Annotated in this window: 13 protein-coding genes; 9 read left to right on the top strand and 4 right to left on the bottom strand. The window is 69.7% G+C overall.

The genetic code is table 11. The features are described from left to right. Nucleotides 1-13: 13 nt before the first annotated feature. From Q2K20_RS01110 to Q2K20_RS01125, 4 genes are all read left to right on the top strand, one after another. Nucleotides 14-688 (top strand): NYN domain-containing protein, encoded by a 675-nt coding sequence (locus Q2K20_RS01110; RefSeq protein ID WP_096906650.1) that lies wholly within the window; start codon nucleotides 14-16, stop codon nucleotides 686-688. A gap of 10 nt (nucleotides 689-698) precedes the next feature. Beyond that, complete coding sequence (locus Q2K20_RS01115; protein ID WP_317176535.1) at nucleotides 699-3,152, top strand: MMPL family transporter; 2,454 nt, start codon at nucleotides 699-701, stop codon at nucleotides 3,150-3,152. A gap of 64 nt (nucleotides 3,153-3,216) precedes the next feature. Next, nucleotides 3,217-4,545, top strand: a complete 1,329-nt coding sequence (locus tag Q2K20_RS01120; RefSeq protein ID WP_317176536.1) for a YbhN family protein — start codon at nucleotides 3,217-3,219, stop codon at nucleotides 4,543-4,545. Further along, nucleotides 4,542-4,922, top strand: a complete 381-nt coding sequence (locus Q2K20_RS01125; protein ID WP_235027816.1) for a DUF3054 domain-containing protein — start codon at nucleotides 4,542-4,544, stop codon at nucleotides 4,920-4,922. Before Q2K20_RS01120 ends, Q2K20_RS01125 begins: the two co-directional genes overlap by 4 nt. Nucleotides 4,923-4,934: 12 nt before the next feature. Here Q2K20_RS01125 and Q2K20_RS01130 read toward each other — a convergent pair whose 3' ends face one another. Beyond that, nucleotides 4,935-5,996, bottom strand: coding sequence for a glycoside hydrolase family 25 protein (locus tag Q2K20_RS01130; protein WP_317176537.1), 1,062 nt, complete (start codon nucleotides 5,994-5,996; stop codon nucleotides 4,935-4,937). A gap of 244 nt (nucleotides 5,997-6,240) precedes the next feature. Between Q2K20_RS01130 and Q2K20_RS01135 the strand changes: the two genes are divergently transcribed. Further along, entirely contained in the window at nucleotides 6,241-6,513 is a 273-nt protein-coding gene (locus tag Q2K20_RS01135; RefSeq protein ID WP_067715983.1) for a hypothetical protein, read from the top strand. Nucleotides 6,514-6,590: 77 nt separating this feature from the next. On the opposite strand, the gene Q2K20_RS01140 is transcribed toward Q2K20_RS01135, so the two are convergent. Together Q2K20_RS01140 and Q2K20_RS01145 are read right to left on the bottom strand one after the other, a co-directional pair. Continuing rightward, nucleotides 6,591-7,280: a pentapeptide repeat-containing protein gene (locus Q2K20_RS01140; protein WP_269529043.1), complete on the bottom strand. Its 690-nt coding sequence runs from the start codon at nucleotides 7,278-7,280 to the stop codon at nucleotides 6,591-6,593. A 25-nt stretch (nucleotides 7,281-7,305) separates the two neighbouring features. Continuing rightward, nucleotides 7,306-7,767, bottom strand: coding sequence for a hypothetical protein (locus Q2K20_RS01145; RefSeq protein ID WP_301163050.1), 462 nt, complete (start codon nucleotides 7,765-7,767; stop codon nucleotides 7,306-7,308). A 101-nt stretch (nucleotides 7,768-7,868) separates the two neighbouring features. Between Q2K20_RS01145 and Q2K20_RS01150 the strand changes: the two genes are divergently transcribed. From Q2K20_RS01150 to Q2K20_RS01160, 3 genes are all read left to right on the top strand, one after another. Continuing rightward, entirely contained in the window at nucleotides 7,869-8,381 is a 513-nt protein-coding gene (locus Q2K20_RS01150; RefSeq protein WP_159148468.1) for a DUF4395 domain-containing protein, read from the top strand. Between the two features lie 188 nt (nucleotides 8,382-8,569). Next, nucleotides 8,570-9,121 carry a hypothetical protein gene (locus Q2K20_RS01155; protein ID WP_159148467.1) on the top strand — a complete coding sequence of 184 codons (552 nt, stop codon included), beginning with the start codon at nucleotides 8,570-8,572 and terminating at the stop codon, nucleotides 9,119-9,121. Between the two features lie 155 nt (nucleotides 9,122-9,276). Next, on the top strand, nucleotides 9,277-11,340 hold the full coding sequence (locus Q2K20_RS01160; RefSeq protein WP_269504493.1) for a M13 family metallopeptidase: 2,064 nt from the start codon (nucleotides 9,277-9,279) through the stop codon (nucleotides 11,338-11,340). Between the two features lie 6 nt (nucleotides 11,341-11,346). Here the strand turns inward: Q2K20_RS01160 and Q2K20_RS01165 are convergent, their stop codons facing one another. Further along, nucleotides 11,347-12,042, bottom strand: a complete 696-nt coding sequence (locus Q2K20_RS01165) for a Crp/Fnr family transcriptional regulator (protein WP_067715997.1) — start codon at nucleotides 12,040-12,042, stop codon at nucleotides 11,347-11,349. 121 nt (nucleotides 12,043-12,163) lie between these two features. On the opposite strand from Q2K20_RS01165, the gene ctaD reads away from it, so the two are divergent. After that, nucleotides 12,164-13,933, top strand: a complete 1,770-nt coding sequence (gene ctaD, locus Q2K20_RS01170) for a cytochrome c oxidase subunit I (RefSeq protein WP_069390028.1) — start codon at nucleotides 12,164-12,166, stop codon at nucleotides 13,931-13,933. The last annotated feature ends 58 nt before the right edge of the window (nucleotides 13,934-13,991 follow it).

The following is a 13,991-nucleotide window of genomic DNA, read 5'->3' on the forward strand; positions in this document are numbered from 1 at the left end:
CGAGGCGGACGCGATGACCCCACCTGACGAGATGCGCAACCACGACACGACGGACGTGGTCACGCCCGACGCCCCGGGAGTGGTGCTCCTGGTGTGGGACGCGCCCAACGTCGACATGGGGCTGGGGTCCATCCTGGGTGGCCGCCCCACCGCGATCTACCGGCCGCGCTTCGACGCGCTCGGCCGGTGGCTGCTCGGGTACACCGCCGACCTGTCCCTGCAGACCGAGGACACCCTCGAGGCCGAGGCGACGGTCTTCACCAACATCGTCCAGGGCACCTCGGACAACGTCCGGCCGTGGGTCGAGGCGCTGCGCAACGTCGGCTTCGCCGTGTTCGCCAAGCCCAAGACCAGCGACGACTCCGACGTCGACGAGGACATGCTCCAGCACATCGACCTGCGGGCCGGCTCCGGCCGCCTCGCGGGCGTGGTGGTGGCGTCGGCCGACGGTCAGGCGTTCCGCGAACCGCTGGAGGACCTCGCCCACGACATCCCGGTCACGGTGATCGGGTTCCGCGAGCACGCCACCTGGGCCGTCCAGCACGACACCATCACGTTCCTCGACCTCGAGGACATCCCCGGTGTGTTCCGCGAGCCGCTGCCCCGGGTCAGCCTCGAGAACCTGCCCGACGAGGGTGCCTGGCTGCAGCCGCTGCGGCCGCTCACGGCCCTGCTCACCTCGCGCTAGGAGTTCCCCGGTGTTCAACTCACTCGGGCGGTTCGTCGCCCACCGCCGCGTGCTGGTCCTGGTGTGCTCGGTTCTCGTCATGGCGTTCATCAGCCTCGCCGGAACCGCGTTCGGCAACCCGTTCGGTCAGGGCGGGTTCGAGGACCCCGACAGCGGGTGGGCGACCGCCGAACGGCTCGAGCAGGAGGCGTACGGACGCGACGCGCTCGGCGACGTCGTGGTGTCGTACCACGCACCCGAGGGCACCTCGGTCGACGATCCCGCCTTCCAGGACCCGATCCGCGCCTCGCTCGAGTCGATCCGCACCGAGCACCCGGACGAGGTCACCGGCGTCACCAGCTTCGTGTTCAACCAGTCCCCGGCCCTGGTCAACAGGGACGAGGGCATCGTCGTGGCCTCCATCCAGATCGCCGGCGAGGACGAGGAGATCCTCGAGAACTTCCGGGTGATCGAGGACGGGATCGCCATCGACGGCATCCAGACCGACGTCGCGGGTGTGCAGGCGGTCGCCGGTGCGCTGCAGGACGGGATGGACGCCGACCTGGTCCGCGCCGAAATCATCGCGCTGCCGCTGGTGTTCCTGCTGCTGATCGTGGTGTTCGGCGGTGTCGTGGCCGCGTTCATGCCGGTCGCGGTGGGCGTGCTCACGATCCTCGGTTCGCTCGGGGCGTTGCACCTGCTGTCGCTGGTCACCCCGGTGAACTCCTTCGCCCAGAACGTGGTGACTCTGATCGGCCTCGGCCTGGCGATCGACTACGGCCTGTTCGTCGTGAGCCGGTTCCGGGAGGAGATGGCCGAGGGCTACCCACCGGACGCGGCGGTGCGCCGGGCGGTGGCCACCGCCGGACGGACCGTGGTGTTCTCCGCGGTCATGGTGGGCGTGACCCTGTCCGGGCTGCTCATCTTCCCGCAGGCGTTCCTCAAGTCCGTCGCCTACGGCGCGATCGCCGCCGTCATCCTCGCCGCCGCACTGTCGGTGACGCTCCTGCCGGCCGTGCTGATGCTGCTCGGCCACCGCATCGACATGCTCGGCATCAAGCGACTGCAGCGTCACCGCTCGCGCGAGCAGGTGGAGAACGGCCTGTTCGGTCGCGTCGCCGACTTCTCCATGAAGCGCCCGGTGGCTGTGGCCATCCCCGTCGTCGTGGTGCTGGTCGCGCTCATTATCCCGTTCTCCGGCGTGAAGTTCGGCGGCATCAACGAGACCTACCTCCCGCCGGACAACACCACCCGCGTCGCGCAGGAGCAGTACGACGAGAACTTCCCCGGCACCCGCACCGACCCGGTCAAGCTCGTGGTGATCGGCTCCGACGGGGCGACCCTGTCGCAGATCCGCTCGGCGGCCAACGAGGCGCCGGGTCTGACCGGTCCGTTCCAGTTCGCCCGCTCGGGCGAGCAGGACGCGCAGGGGCGCGACGTGGTGGTGTTGCAGACCGGCGTGATCGACCGGAACGACGCCGCCGAGACCGTCGAGTACCTGCAGTCCTTCCCGATCCCCGCGGACACCGAGGTGTACGTCGGCGGCAACCCGGCCATGGAGCGCGATTCGGTCGAGGCCCTGGTCGACGGTCTGCCGTGGTTCGTGCTGTACGTCCTACTGGCGACCACGCTCCTCATGTTCCTCGCGTTCGGGTCGCTGGTGCTGCCGATCAAGGCCGCGATCATGAACCTGCTCGGCCTCGGTGCCACCCTCGGTATCCTCACCTGGATCTTCGTCGACGGGCACCTGTCCGGGTTGCTCGGGTTCACGGCCGGCCCGCTCACCTCGCCGGTCGTGGTGCTGCTCATGGCGATCATCTACGGGCTGTCCACGGACTACGAGGTGTTCCTGGTCTCGCGGATGGTCGAAGCACGCTCGCGGGGCGCTCGGACGACGGAGGCCATCCGCAGCGGAGTGGCCAACACCGGCCGGATCATCACCTCGGCCGCGCTCATCCTCATCGTGGTGACCGGCGCGTTCGCGTTCTCCGAGATCGTGATGATGAAGTACATCGCGTTCGGCATGATCGCCGCGCTCATCATCGACGCCACCGTGATCCGCATGCTGCTCGTGCCGGCGGTCATGCAGATGCTCGGCACCGACAACTGGTGGGCGCCCGGGTGGATGAAGCGCGTCCAGGAACGGATCGGCCTCGGCGAGGCGGAGATCGACGACGAGCCCGAGCTGCTCACCGGCCGACCCGCCACCACCGGCGCGGCCGAGCCGGTCCCCGCCGCGGACTCCGGGGTCTCCGCGGATTCCGCGGGCGCCGGACGGACAGAGGTCGCCGGACCCGCCACCGCCGTGGCCGTGCTCGACCGCGAGCCCGGGGCCGAGCCGGAGCTCGAGCCGGAGGCGGAGCTCGAGCCGGTCCGTGACCCCGAGTACGACGAGGAGCCCGACACCACCGAGGAGGGGAAGATCCCCGCCTCCGACCTGATCGCCCGTCTGATGCGGGAACGTCAGCAGGGGCGCGACGCGTGACGCCCGCCAGGGCCCGGCGGTGTGGGTCCTGGGCCGGGTCGGATCCTTTGGTTATGGTGGGTCGATGATGGGCACGCGGGGCGCCGAGGCGCGGCGTCGCATCCGGGTGGTCCTGGGCAATCCGTGGTTCAAGGCCATCGCGACCCTCACTGTCCTGGGCTTCATCCTCTACTGGCTCCGTGGCCAGATGCCGTTCTTCGCCGAGGGATTCGAGGCCGTCACCCGCCCGCACTGGGGTTGGGTCGCGGCCGCGCTGGTGTTCTCCTACCTGTCGATGTCGAGCTACGGCTCGGTGCAGAAACTGCTCCTGCAGTCCGCCGGTGTCAGGGTGGGCTACTGGGGCAGCGTCGGCCTGGTGTTCTCCGCCAACGCGTTCTCCACGAGCATCCCCGGCGGGCAGGTCTTCGGCACCACCCTGACCTATCGCAAGACCCGGCAGTGGGGCGCCACCCGCGTCGTCGCCTCGTGGCAGCTCGTCATCTCCGGCGTGCTGTCGACCGTCGGCATCGTCCTGCTGGCGCTGCTTGGCTTCTTCCTGGTGGGGACGGTGTCCAACCCGTTCCTGCTGGCGCTTTCTGCCATGGGCCTGGTGGGGATCGTGGTGGTGGTCCAGTGGGCCGCCCGGAACCCCGACAGGATCGAGGGGGCGCTCCTGGCCCTCCTCGAGTGGATCAACGCGCGGCGTCGCAAACCCGCCGACCACGGTGCCGCCGCGGTGCGCAAGGTCGTCGAGCAGGCCGAGGCCGTCGAACTGACCAAGACGCAGTTGTCCAAGGCCTTCGCGTTCTCCCTGCTCAACTGGGTCGCCGACATCGGCTGTCTGTGGGCGGCGGCCAACGCCGTCGGTGCCCAGCACAGCATCGGCGGGCTGTGCATCGCCTACGTGACCGGCAAGATCGTGGCCAGCGCGCCCATCACGCCCGGCGGGCTGGGGACCGTGGAGTTCGCGCTCATCACGACCCTGACCGCGGGCGGGCTCGGTGCGCATCAGGCGTTCGCGACGGTGTTCGTCTACCGCATCGTCAGCTTCGTGCTGGTCGCCCTGGCCGGATGGGTGGTCTTCTTCCTCTTCTACCGGGGTGCCGTGGACCTCGACCCCGACGCCGACCCGGACGACGCCGACGACCCGGGGGAGAACACCTCGTCGTCGTCCCCCTCTCCGTCCCCCGCGGCGGCGTATACCGCCGCGTCGCGGCAGACCGTCGCGGCGGCCCCGCCGGCCGGGATTTCGGCGATGTGGCCGCTCAAGGGCACACCGTGGCGCCCCCATGTGCATCACGACTCGGGTCCCATCCCGCTGCTGCGCGTCCGTGAGGACGGGGTCGTGGACGAGGCCGGCGACGCGTCCTGCTCGGTCAGTGCGAGCGAGCGGCGGGAGGGGAGGAGACGGTGAGTCGAGTGGCGGTACCGGTGATGATCGCGCTCGACGCGGTGCTGGTGGTGGTGTTCTCCACCTTCGGCCGGGGCGCGCACTCCGAGGGGCTCGGCGTGGCGCAGGTCTGGGGGACGGCGTGGCCGTTCCTCATCGGGCTGGCAGTGGGGTGGCTGATCCTGCTGGCGACCCGCCGCGCGCCCGCCGCCGTCGGGTCGGGCGTACTGCTGTGGCTGGCCACGCTGGTGGTGGGCATGGTGATCCGCGGTCTCGGTGACGGGCGTGTGCCGCACTGGAGCTTCATGGTGGTGGCGGGCGTCGTCACCGCCGTCCTCCTCATCGGATGGCGTGCGATCCGCGCCGCCGTGGTGCGGCGACGCGAACCCGCACCGCGCTGACGTCGCCGGAGGTCAGCGCATTCCGGGCGGCAGCTGGGCCACAACCTCTCGGGGGACCTCGATGGTCTCCGGCAGCCGCACCCCGTCCGGGGTCGGCAGGTCGCGCGGGACGGGGATCGTGAACGGCTCGACCGGGACGGGTGCCTCCGGCGGGATCCCGGCGGGCGCCTCGACGATCTCACGATCCGCCACGAGCTCGGGGGCGGGCGGGGGAGGGGGCGCCGGTGCGGGTTCCAGTGTGGCTTCGGGCGCGGGTGCTGGCGCGGGTGCGGGGGCCGGGGCCGGGGCGGGCTCGACGTGGCCGAGCCAGGCGTGGAGGTCGTCGCGGGTGCCGGCGAAGACGTTGAGGTCCACGGCGTCGGTGAAGCCGGGCACCTCACCGGTCTCGGAGCGCTGCCAGAACAGCCATTCGTTCCAGCCGCCGATCACGGGCAGCGTGGGCTCGGAGACCCCGTACTCGGCGAGCCACAGCGGGAACTCGGCGAAGCGGTGGGTGTTGGCCATCCGATCGATCCAGAAGTAGCGGTAGGTGTAGAGGATCGGCGCGCGACCGGTCCGGTGGGCGAGAGTGTCGAGGAAGACCTGCGTCCAGTCGGCCAGCTCGGCGGGGTCGAGGCCCTCGTCCTTCTCCAGATCGAGCACCGGCGGGAGCTGCGGGCCGCCGACGGACTGCAGTCGGTCGGCGAACGCGTGGGCCTGCTGCGTGGGGTCCATGGCGGGGCGCGCCATGTGATAGCTGCCGACGAGCATGCCGGCGGCGCGCGCATCGGCGACGTCGGACTCGTAGTAGCGGTTGGCGGGTCCGGTGCCCTCGGTGGCCTTGATGAAGGCGAAGGACTGCCCGGACGCGGCGGCCGCGTGCCAGTCGACGCCGGCACCGTGCGGGTGCTGCCAGCTCGCGGCGTCGACCCCCTGTGCGAGGCCGTGGTAGGCGGGCGCCAGGGGGACGCCGGCGTCGGCGCGCGGGGAGATGACGACGACGAGGAGGCCGAGAGAAAGGGCTGCTGCAGAGGCCACGGCGACGAGAAGGCGGGGAAGGGGGGCGCGTCGGGCCGACGGTCCGGCAGATGTCATGGGCTGAGTATGTTGCAACCCCTCCAGTCACACAAGCAACTCACGCAACGTTTCTCACATCTGTCCAGTTCCGGTCCGCACGGCGGTCGCGGTGAGGCGCCGGAGGGTGGCCGGAGAGCGACCGGAGAGTGGCCAAGATCACGGGTTGATTACAACCTGTAACACGCTGCCCCACGCGTTCGATGACCTGGCTTCCTCACCTACGATTAAGGCAATCCCACCGACCAGTCGGGAGTGCCCCTCAATGAACAATGCGATCGACCTGACCACCCCGCGTTACCGCCAAGACCTCGTGACCGAGGTCGATGGCCCGGGCGACGACCCCTTTCTGGAGGTGTCGGTCGCCGAGACCGTGATGCTGGACGAGCACGGCGCGGGGCGGGGCGTTCCCGAGTTGCGGCTGCAGACCGGGGCCGAGGGCATCACGCTCACCGATCGCGACCAGATCCTGCAGCTCCAGGCGATCATCAACCGGGCAGTGAACCAGTGGCGCGAGTCCGCTTCGCATCTGATCTGATCTGTTCTCGCGAGACTCGTCGCGCTGCGCCCTGACGTCGGGCGGCCGGAGGTGAGTGACCGGATGCGGGTGGCCGGTCAGTCGACCCGGATCCCCGCCTCGCCGATCAGCGCCAGGCCCACGCCCAGAACCTGGTCGGGCGAGATGAGGGCGCCCCGCAGTGCCGACGCCCCGCGTAGGTCCTCCAGGTCCGCGCCGCGCAGGTCCACGGCCGAGAGGGTGGCCCGGTCGAACGCGGCCCCACGCAGGTCGGAGCCCTCTGTGGTCAGATCGGCGATGCGCGCCTCGAGCAGGTCGGCCTGCCGGCACCGTGTCGAGGCGAGGCGGACCCGCTGCAGTCGGGCCATCCGTAGGTTGATCATGTCCGCGTGGCAGTCCTCGAACGTCACGTCGGTCAATCGTGCGTCGGACAACACGATCCCGGTCAGTCGGCAACCCACGAAACTCACGCGGGTGAGCGAGGCGCCGTCGGCCACCAGTCCCGACAGGTCGCAGCTGCTGATCACGACATCGGTCAGCCTCAGGCCGTCCGCGCGGGCTCCGCTCAACCGGAGGTTCTCGAGTGCGGACTCCCGGACCTCCATCCCGCCGATCTGCGCCGCGCCCTCCTCCGGGTCGGGCGCGTGTTCGCCGGCGGCCAGGACCCCGTCCCACAGGCCGTCCGTCTCGAGTTCAGTGCGCGGCGGCTCGAGTTGTTCCCGCCTCGGGATGACGGGGGCGGCGGGTGGACGAGGTGAGTTCGAGCGGCGACGCAGCGGTGGGGGCACGGCCGTCAGCGTAGAGGGGGCGCGATCAGGGGAGGTCGCAGAGGCGCCGGAACTGGTCCCACTGGGCCTCGAGCGCTGCCGGGAAGACGGTCGGCTGCACTGCGATGCCCGACAGTCGACTCGCCACCGCGGACAGTGCGTTGTCGGTGACCCCGTCGGAAAGGCGGCGGACCTCGGCGGAGACGGCCTCGCGATCGGTGCCGGCGCCGTGGACGAGGCGATGGACGGGTTCGGTCAGTGTCCCGCAGCCCGGGGTGGCCTCCGGCCCGGGCGTCGGGGGCGGCGTCGTCGCGGTGGGGGCCGCGGCTCCCGGGGATGAGGTGGCCGTCGCGATGGTCGAGGTGGCCGTGGCCGTGGCCGGGACGGCGGGGTCCGCGGTCGCGGGGGTCTGGTCTCCGACGCTGACCTGGCCGCACCCGGACAGCGCCAATGCGAGTGACGCGGCCGCCGCGACGACGGTGCCGGCCGCTGCTCTACCGGGGATCATGGGCCGACACTAGCGGCATCTGGGAATCCGCGGGGCGCAGGCGTACTCTGGTCCGCGGGGTAGACCGATCGGTCTATCGAAGTGTGTGAGGAGCGAGAACTGTGAGTCTGCGAGAAGCGTTCGTCTTCCCCGAGATCGTCAACGACTACGCCGCGCGGTGCACCGCCGCCCTCGTGGTGACGCTCGCGGTGGTCACCCTCCTCGCTCCCGAGCCCGCCCGGACATGGCTGGCGGGAGCGCTGGTGGTGGGTTTCGCGCTCCGCGTTGCCGGCGGCCCGCGGTACTCGCCGTTCGGTCGCCTGTCGGTCCATGTGCTCGCGCCGCGGGTCAGCGACGAGCCCAAGATGGTCGCCGGCGCGCCCAAGCGATTCGCCCAGACGATCGGCCTGGTGATGTCCTCGATCGCGTTCGGACTGTTCCTCGCCGGGTTCGCGGTGGCGGGCAGCGTCGTGCTCGGTGTGCTGGTCGCCGCCGCGCTCGCCGAGGCCGCGCTCGGCTTCTGCTTGGGCTGCTGGATGTACGGGCAGCTCCAGCGGGTCGGCATCGTCTCGGAGGACGCGTGCGTGGACTGCGCGGACATCTGGGCGCGGCCCGGGATGACGGCCCGCAACTAGAGGGCGGCCCGCAGCCGCCCCCGGCCTACGCGCCCGGAATGGTCCATTCACGCAGCCCAACCCCTTCGATGAGTGTGCAATCGGGCAGCGCAAGCCAGTGAGGACGTGCAGCCGGGGCCGCTTGTGGTGGCGGTGCGAGCGGACTTCATGGCGGACGACCTGTCGTGGCGCCGCGATACTGTGGACCCATGAGTACTCCCGCTGATGGCAACGCCTCCGACCGGCCCGACGACCCGTTCGGCGGTCGGGCGAACGAGCAGTGGCCCGGTCACGACGGCGGTCAGCAGTACGGGGCCGGCGGCTACGGCGGTCAGCAGTACGGGAGACCGCAGTACGGAACCCCGCCGTACGGGAGCCCGCAGGGCGGCGGTCAGTTCGACCCGGGTCAGTACGGCGCGCAGCCCTTCTACGGCGCCGAGTACGCCTACGGGGCGCAGCAGCCGTACGGGATGCAGTCCTATGGTCAGCGGTACGGGATGCAGTCCTACGGTCAGTTCCCGCCGGCGGCCCGCAAGGACCCGGCGCTGATGCTGGTGGCGTCCCTCCTCGTGCCCGGCCTGGGGACGATGCTGGTCGGCCGGGCCGGTAGGGGTGTGGGCATCCTCGCCGGCTACCTCGTGGGTGCTCTGCTCTCGGTCATCCTCATCGGACTGCCCATCATGTTCGGGTTCTGGATCTGGGGGATGGTCGACGCCTACCAGGGCGCCAAGGATCACAACGCCCGCCACGGCCTGCCCTGACCCGCGTCCGGCAGCCGCGCGCGGCATCCACGACCACCGGCCCGCCTCACCGGTTCGGCGCATCCCGTCGGCCCGCCTCGTCGTCGTCACGGAGGTGGCGACCTCCGACGTCGTGCCGACCGCCCACCCCGCGACCACTTACGTAACCTGGTCACATGACAGCGACCGAGATCCCCACCACCGACGCGCCCCGTCCCTCGGGCCTCGACCTGCAGTACGTCGATCTGGACGTCCGGCCCCAGGACGACCTCTACCAGCACGTCAACGGCACCTGGATCCGTGAGCACGTGATCCCCGCCGACCGGCCGATCGACGGTGCGTTCCTCGCCCTGCGCGACCTGTCCGAGGAGCGGGTGCGCGACATCATCACCGACGCCCCGGTCGACTCGCAGATCGGCGCCTTCTACGCCTCCTTCATGGACACCGACGCCGTTGAGGCCGCCGGCGTGGCCGCGCTCGCGCCCGATCTGGCCGAGATCGACGGTGCGACCGACGCCGACTCACTCGCGCTGGCGATGGCACGGCTGGAGAAGGTTGGCGTCGGCGGGCTGATCGGTGCCTACGTCAACAACGACGCCAAGAACTCGAGCGAGTACATCCTCTACCTGGTGCAGTACGGCATCGGGCTGCCGGACGAGTCCTTCTACCGCGAGGACCAGTACGCCGAGATGCGCGAGCAGTACACCGACCACATCGCCCGGATGCTCGACCTCGCCGGGCTGGTCGACGACGTGGACGGGGAGACCGGGGCCCGCCGGACCGCCGAGCGGATCGTCGCGCTGGAGACCCGCATCGCCGCCGCCCACTGGGACGTGGTGGCCCGTCGCGACGCGGACAAGACCTACAACCCCGTCACCTGGGACGAGTTGCCGCAGCAGGCCCCCGGCTTCCCCTGGCATGAGTGGGCCCGCGAGCTCGGCGGCACCGAGGAGACGTTCGGCCGGCTCGTCGCGATGCAGCCCGACTTCCTCACCGCCGTGGCCGACCTGTGGGCCTCCGAGCCGCTGGAGACCTGGAAGCAGTGGCTGCGCTGGCGGACGGTCTCCGCGCGCGCGCCGTTCCTGACCTCGGACCTGGTGGACGAGAACTTCCGCTTCTACGGCACCGTCATGTCCGGCACCGAGGAGAACAAGGCCCGCTGGAAGCGTGGTGTCGGTGCGGTCGAGGCCGCCCTCGGCGAGGAGGTCGGCAAGGAGTACGTGGCCCGGCACTTCCCGCCCGGCCACAAGGCGCGCATGGTCGAGCTGGTGGAGAACCTCACCGAGGCCTACCGCTACTCCATCAGCCGTCTGCCGTGGATGACCCCGGCCACCCGCGAGCGGGCGCTGGCCAAGCTCGAGGCGTTCGTGCCCAAGATCGGCTACCCCGAGAAGTGGCGCGACTACTCGGCGCTCGAGGTCCGCGCCGACGACCTGCTCGGCAACGTGCGCCGCTCCGCCGAGTTCGAGCACCACTACGAGCTGGGCAAGCTTGGCGGCCCGGTCGACCGCGGTGAGTGGCACATGACGCCGCAGACGGTCAACGCCTACTACAACCCGGTGATGAACGAGATCGTCTTCCCGGCCGCCATCCTGCAGCCGCCGTTCTTCGACGCCGACGCCGACGACGCCGCCAACTACGGGGCGATCGGTGCCGTGATCGGGCACGAGATCGGTCACGGGTTCGACGACCAGGGAGCGAAGTACGACGGCGACGGCAACCTGGTCGACTGGTGGACCGACGACGATCGCGAGGCGTTCGGAACCCGCGTGGAGGCGCTGATCGCCCAGTACGACGGCCTCACCCCCGACGGCCTGGACGCCACGAAGGACCACGTCAACGGGGCTTTCACGGTAGGGGAGAACATCGGCGACCTTGGCGGTCTCACGATCGCGCTGCTGGCCTACCGGCTGGCACAGGGTTCGAACGAGCAGGGTTCGAACGAGCAGGGTTCGAACGAGCAGGGCACCGACGGCGAACCCGCCGAGGGCACCGAGGTGGGCCCGGAGATCGACGGGATGACCGGCATCCAGCGGCTCATCATCTCGTGGGCGATCGTGTGGCGGACCAAGACCCGCGCCGAGGAGGCCGCCCGCCGGCTCGCCGTGGACCCGCACTCCCCGCCGGAGTTCCGCTGCAACCAGGTGGTCCGCAACCTCGACGATTTCCACGCCGCCTTCGACGTGACCGAGGGCGACGGACTGTGGCTCGCCCCCGAGGAGCGCGTCAGCATCTGGTGAGGGTGCTCAGGCGCCGGTGAGTCGGCGGTGGTCGAGGTCGAACTCCCGCCGCGCGACCCTCTCGACCGCCCCCGAGGCGATGAGGTCGTGTAGTCGACGGCTCAGCGTCTCGGGGGTCGTCCCCAGATGCGTGGCCAGGTCGGACTGGGACAGTGGCAGTCGCACCCGGATCCGCCCGTCCTGGCGGGGCGACCCGGGTAACGACACGAGGTAGGCGGACAGTCGCGTGAGCACGTCCTCCGAGGTGATCGACGCCAGGTGCTGTTCGCTCTCGACCACCTTCCACGCCAGTTCGCGGGTGATCGAGTCGTTGAGCACCGGGCACGCGGCGGCCGCTGACCGGAGCGCGCCGTGCGAGACGCTGGTCAGCGTGGTGGCCTCCGCGGCGACGACGGTGTGACGGGCAGGGCAGCCCAGTGCGAACTCCACCAGGCCGAGATGGCTCCCGGGGCCGAGGACCCGGACGTGACGCTGGTGCCCGGACCGGTCCTCCCGGACGACATGGAGGGCCCCGGCCGTGATCACCACCAGGCGGCCCACCGGTTCCCCGGTCACCTGCACCACCGCGCCTGGCCTCGCCGTACTCGTCCGCGACGAGGCGGCCAGGGCGGCCCCGCACCGGGGTGGCAGCGAGGCGAACAGGACCGAGCCCGCGAACAGCGCGGACCCGGTGACTCCGGAATCGTCCCCGTGCGCGGTCATGTCACCAGTGTGGCCCTGTGGGGCGCCCACGTGTGCATTTCCTCACACCGAGTTGACCTAGATCAATGCGGTTCCGAGGCTCCCGGCCTAGTTTCGGATGAACGAACGACAGGGGAGCGATATGTCGGAGACTCTTGTACCGCCCACGCGCCCGACGCGTGAGCTCGACCACCCGCCGGGCGTCCCGACGGGTGGAGGTCGGCCGGGCGCGTTCGTGTGGAAGATGCTGACGACGACCGACCACAAGTTGATCGGCATCATGTACATCGTCACCTGCTTCATCTTCTTCTTCGCCGGCGGCCTCATGGCACTGCTCATCCGCGCCGAGCTCTTCCTTCCGGGGATGCAGTTCCTGTCGAATGAGCAGTACAACCAGCTGTTCACCATGCACGGCACAGTGATGCTCCTTTTTTATGCCACCCCCATCGTGATCGGCATCGGAAACTACGTGATGCCGCTCCAGATCGGTGCGCCCGACGTCGCGTTTCCCCGGCTCAACGCGTTCGGCTTCTGGCTCTTCACGTTCGGCGCGACTGTGGCACTTACCGGTTTCCTGACCCCCGGCGGTGCGGCCGCCTTCGGATGGACCATGTACATGCCGCTGGCGGACAAGATCCACTCCCCGGGCGTGGGCGCGGACCTGTGGATCCTCGGCGTCGGCATCGGCGGCGTCGGCACGATCCTCGGTGCCGTCAACTTCGTCACGACCATCATCTGCCTGCGAGCCCCGGGTATGACCATGTTCCGGATGCCGATATTCACCTGGAACCTACTGTTCACGTCGGTTCTGATCCTGCTGATCTTCCCGCTGCTCACCGCTGCGGCCATGGGGGTGTTCTACGACCGCACCTTCGGCGGGCGCATCTACGACCCCGGGAACGGTGGCGCTATCCTCTGGCAACACTTGTTCTGGTTCTTCGGCCACCCCGAGGTGTACGTGGTGGCACTGCCGTTCTTCGGCATCGTCTCCGAGGTCTTTCCGGTCTTCGCGCGCAAGCCGCTGTTCGGCTACGCCGGCCTGGTCTTCGCGACCCTCGCGATCGCCGCACTGTCAATGGCGGTGTGGGCGCACCATATGTTCGCCACAGGTGCGGTCTTGCTGCCGTTCTTCTCGTTCATGTCGTACCTGATCGCGGTCCCGACCGGTGTGAAGTTCTTCAACTGGATCGGCACAATCTGGAAAGGCAAGATCACTTTCGAGACCCCGATGCTGTTTGCGCTCGGATTCATGATCACGTTCCTGTTCGGCGGGCTGACCGGCATCATGATGGCGTCGGCGCCGATCGACTTCCACATCCACGATTCGTACTTCATCGTGGCGCACTTCCACTACACGCTCTTCGGCACCATCGTGTTCGCCACGTTCGCCGGCGTGTACTTCTGGTTCCCCAAGATGACGGGCCGCATGTACGACGAAACTCTGGGCAAGTGGCACTTCTGGCTGATGTTCATCGGTTTCCATACGACGTTCCTGGTGCAGCACTGGCTGGGCAACCAGGGCATGCCGCGCCGGTACGCCGACTACCTGGCAACGGACAATTTCACAGTTCTCAACCAGATCTCCACGGTCGGCTCGTTCATCCTCGGCATCGCGATGCTGCCGTTCATCTGGAACATCATCAAGAGCTGGCGCTACGGGGAGATCGTCACGGTCGACGACCCGTGGGGCGCGGGCAACTCCCTCGAGTGGGCGACCTCGTGCCCGCCGCCGCGTCACAACTTCGCGGTGTTGCCCCGGATCCGCTCCGAGCGCCCGGCGTTCGAACTGCACTACCCGCACATGAGCGAGCGAATGCGCGAGGAGGCCCACGTCGGGGGCCGTCGCAAGGCCCGGGACCCGGACACCGCGAAGGACGTCGGGGAGCGCGGGACCTCGCCCTACAGGAGCTGAACACCGAGGGCCGGATGCGTGGAAGCGGTAACCCCCGGGTCGGGGCGACGGATAGTGT

Origin of the sequence: Dietzia sp. IN118 (assembly GCF_032905965.1) — a bacterium.
Classification (GTDB): Bacteria; Actinomycetota; Actinomycetes; order Mycobacteriales; family Mycobacteriaceae; genus Dietzia; species Dietzia kunjamensis.